Annotated in this window: 5 protein-coding genes and 1 pseudogene; all 6 read left to right on the top strand. The window is 64.7% G+C overall.

Annotated features, from left to right (window positions below):
• A pseudogene (locus AHiyo1_RS13600) lies at positions 1-616 on the top strand (ATP-binding protein); the annotation flags it as partial.
• A gap of 31 nt (positions 617-647) precedes the next feature.
• Positions 648-1,199 carry a hypoxanthine phosphoribosyltransferase gene (gene hpt / locus AHiyo1_RS13605; protein WP_059388924.1) on the top strand — a complete coding sequence of 184 codons (552 nt, stop codon included), beginning with the start codon at positions 648-650 and terminating at the stop codon, positions 1,197-1,199.
• 187 nt (positions 1,200-1,386) lie between these two features.
• Positions 1,387-1,971, top strand: a complete 585-nt coding sequence (locus AHiyo1_RS13610; protein ID WP_059388925.1) for a SipW-dependent-type signal peptide-containing protein — start codon at positions 1,387-1,389, stop codon at positions 1,969-1,971.
• 66 nt (positions 1,972-2,037) lie between these two features.
• A complete protein-coding gene (locus tag AHiyo1_RS13615; protein WP_172465591.1) occupies positions 2,038-2,613 on the top strand; it encodes a SipW-dependent-type signal peptide-containing protein in 576 nt (191 codons plus the stop codon).
• Complete coding sequence (locus tag AHiyo1_RS13620) at positions 2,610-3,179, top strand: signal peptidase I (RefSeq protein ID WP_059388927.1); 570 nt, start codon at positions 2,610-2,612, stop codon at positions 3,177-3,179. Before AHiyo1_RS13615 ends, AHiyo1_RS13620 begins: the two co-directional genes overlap by 4 nt.
• Positions 3,180-3,355: 176 nt before the next feature.
• On the top strand, positions 3,356-3,758 hold a 403-nt coding region (locus AHiyo1_RS24765), incomplete at its 3' end, for a hypothetical protein (protein WP_172465592.1).

Raw genomic sequence — 3,758 nt, forward strand, 5'->3', positions numbered from 1 at the left:
CGCGTTCCCTCGCCGGGATGCGGCCCGCCCGCGGCAAGCTCCTTCGTCCCTTCCTCGGGCTTCGCCGCGCCGAAACGCTCGAAATCTGCGAGGTCGAGGAACTCGAAACCTGGCACGATCCCAGTAACGCTGACCCCGCCTTCGCCCGCTCGCGGACCAGGGTTGAGGTGATGCCCTTGCTTGAGGACAAGCTGGGGCCCGGGGTGGCCGAATCACTCGCCCGCACCGCAGCGATCCTGCAACAGGATGCCGACTTCCTGGAGCACCTTGCCGCTGAGAGCTATGCGGGCCTCGTGAACCGGAGCGACGACGGGGTCTGGCTCCCGGAAGACCGCTTGAGGGAATTGTCCCCCGCGCTGAGGTTCCGCGTGATCGCCAAGGCGGCGGCGACGTCGGGGGCCAACAGCCCGGCTACGGGCGGCTTCAGGCCGCCGAAGGCTTGCTGCGTCGCCAGGGATCCGCGGGCCCCGTGCAGCTTCCCGGTAGCGTCAGCGTCTACCGCGTATCCCTGAGCGAATTGGAGCGGGAGGCCGCAGCCGGGGGAACTGCCGTTCCCCGCGAAGGCGGCGGCTGTGGGAAGCTAGTATTCCGGCATCAAAGATCGCCCCAACAGTAGCCGCACCCACGCATCAACACAGGAGCCATTGGTGGATTCAAACGACGTCCAGGCAGACCTCAAACACGTTCTCTACACCAAGGAGCAGATCCAGCAACGGATCGCCGAACTTGCTGCACAGATTGACAAGGACTACGAGGGCCGCGAGCTGCTCATCGTCGGCGTGCTCAAGGGTGCCGTCATGGTCATGGCAGACCTCGCGCGTGCGCTGCACAGCCATGTCAGCATGGACTGGATGGCGGTGTCCTCGTACGGCTCCGGTACCCAGTCGTCCGGCGTCGTGCGCATCCTCAAGGACCTTGATACCGACCTCATGGGCAAGGATGTCCTGATTGTCGAAGACATTATCGATTCCGGCCTGACCCTCTCCTGGCTCAAGACGAACCTCGAATCGCGAGGCACCGCCTCGGTGGAAATCTGCACCGCTTTCCGCAAGCCCACGGCCGCCAAGGTCGAGATCGACGTCAAGTATGTCGGCTATGACATTCCCAACGAATTCGTCGTCGGATACGGTCTCGATTACGCCGAGAAATACCGCAACCTGGACTTTGTGGGAACCCTCGCCCCGCACGTTTACGAATAGCCTTTCATTTCGCGTCCTAGACGCAAATGAAAGCGAGAGAAGTCGGCCGCCCCATTGGGAGGCCGACTTCTCTTTTTAACTCATTAGGGGAGGGCTGCCGATAATGGGGGATTTGCGTGTTAGCGTTCAGCTCATTAGTCGTTTGACTTGACCTGTGGGGGGCATTTTGAGTACGAGTTCAGTTTCAATGTCAAAGCGCGGAAAGATGCGGGCGCTTTTGGCCGGCGGATTGGTCCTGGGGGTCGGCGCGGCGGTTGTGTTGGCCGCGTGGAACGATTCCGAGTTCGCCACCGGAACATTCACGGCGGGCACTTTCAATCTTCAAGGAAGCACAGACGGCGCGTCGTACACGGACCACGCTGCCTCCCCTGGCGCCACCTTGCCATTCACCCTCAACCCGACCAATCTGGCGCCGGGGGACACCGTCTACGCGCCCTTCGCGGTGCGGCTGGCGGCCAACACCACTACAGGCTCCACTGTCACGGTGAATACAGCCACCGCCACCGGGTCGGTTGCGAACCTGAGTTATGAACTTGTCCAGCCCACGTCCTTCGGATGCTCCAGCAGCACCACGGGAACCGAATTGGTGCAGGCGGGTACCGCTCTCAATGGAGCGCTGAGCGGAGTCACGTTTACCCTCAGCCCCGGCAGCCCCGCGAGCGATCCCGGTGACGCGGTCTTCCTCTGCTTCAAAGTGACTGCGGCCGCCGGCTTGGTCCAAGGGCAAAACGGCACGGCCACGTGGCAGTTCGCTGCGGCATCCACCTCCTGACCAGCCGCGATGACCGGACGCAGGGCGACTCGTCGGCCTGAGCGGGGCCGCCAGCGCTTCCTCCGTGTGCGCGCCATCTTGGCCGGGGGCCTTGTCCTCGGTGCCGGATGCACGCTGACCCTCGCTGCCTGGAACGATTCCGAGTTCGCGGCAGGAACATTCACCGCCAGCTCGTTCCAGATCGAATCCTCCGTCAACTCAGGAGGTGCATGGCTGGCACATCCCACGTCGGGATCCGCTGCCACCATGGCATTCAGTGCGGCAGGAATGTCACCAAGCACCGTCAACTACGCTCCCATCTGGATCCGGACTACTGCGGGGTCGCTTTCCGGAACCTTGACGCTCCAAGGAGCCAGCAACAACAACGCCGCCCTGGCCGCTGCCCTGGCCTATCGCGTGGTCAGGTACTCGTCCGGATCGTGCGACTCGAGCCAGTTCACGGCCGGGGCGAGCTACCTTGTCGGGACCTCGGCGTCGACGGTGCCACTCACCACGGCCGGTGCCGCCACAGCGGTGGCTGCGAACTCGCTGAGCCCCACCCAGATGTGCTTCGAGGTCACGATGCTTGCCTCCGCGGACAACTCCCTGCAGGGGGCCAGCGTGACGGCAACCTGGGAAATCAAGGGAACGTCCGACTCATGAGGACGGTGCTTGAGCCGGTGGGGTCCCGACGACGGACGGCCGACAACCGCAGGCGCCTCGCCGACGTCGTGCGCGAGACGTTGCTTAACCTCGCGGCGATCGGCGGCGCCATCTGCATCCTCCTGACGTTGGCCGCCGTCTTTTTCCACATCACGCTCATCATGTTCAAGACCGGCTCGATGTCTCCCGGGATCCCTGCTGGATCCTTGGCCATAGTCCGCGAGGTCCCGGCGTCGGAAGTGCGGACAGGGGACGTTGTCACCGTGGACCGGCCGGGACAATTGCCCGTCACCCACCGGGTCACATCCTCCCGGATGGTCGACGGCGCCACGGCCGTCCTCACGCTCAAAGGCGACGCCAATCCCGTGGAGGATCCCGCACCGTACACCGTCTCCAAAGTCCGCACGGTGCTCTATTCGGTGCCGGGTATTGCCTACGTTGTTGCGGGAGCATCGAGCCCCTGGGTGCTTGGCGGCACTACGGTTGCCGTGTCCGCGTTGGTGACCTGGGCGCTGTGGCCCCGCCCCGAGAGGGCCCCGCGGGCCCGAATCAAGGCGAGGCGATGATCGGACACGGGAGCCTCAGGCGTTACGCGGCGACAGTCGCCTTGGTATCGCTGGGTCTGCTCTGCTCCGCTCCGGCGTCGGCGGCGACAGACGGGCCGGACCTGATCCTGACACACGGGGGGAGCAATCCGCCGGCCGTCCTTGCGCCCGGATCTACCAGCCGATGGAGTATCGGGGTGACCGCCAGGGCCGTGACCCTGCACGAATTGAGGATGCGGCTGCTTGCGGACGGCCCACTTATGGAGCTTGCCGCATCGGATGAGTCGGCACGAGTCGTCACGGTAGGTGTCCGCAGCTGCACCACCGCCTGGGCGGCGGAGGTCTGCCGGTCCGGTGAAAACACCGTCATCCCGACGACGACGCTTTCCTCCTTGGGTGGTGCGACCAGTCTTGCAAATCCCGACGGCGGAATTCCGGCCGGCGTCGAACTGCTGCTTGAGGTGACGCTTTCGCCGTCGGCGGGTAACAGCGTGCAGGGGCTTTCAACCAGAATTACGGCCAGGGTGGACGCCGCCGGCGAGCCAGCCGGGCCGCACGACTTCCCGGCACCGCTCTCGCGGATACCGGCTTCCGCCTGGG

Source organism: Arthrobacter sp. Hiyo1 (assembly GCF_001263615.2).
In the GTDB taxonomy this organism is placed as follows: domain Bacteria; phylum Actinomycetota; class Actinomycetes; order Actinomycetales; family Micrococcaceae; genus Arthrobacter.

What these genes read in the sequence shown, in the direction of transcription:
- AHiyo1_RS13610 (WP_059388925.1), top strand. Translation starts at nt 1,387, where the DNA reads ATGTCAAAGCGCGGAAAGATGCGGGCGCTTTTGGCCGGCGGATTGGTC.
- AHiyo1_RS13620 (WP_059388927.1), top strand. Translation starts at nt 2,610, where the DNA reads ATGAGGACGGTGCTTGAGCCGGTGGGGTCCCGACGACGGACGGCCGAC.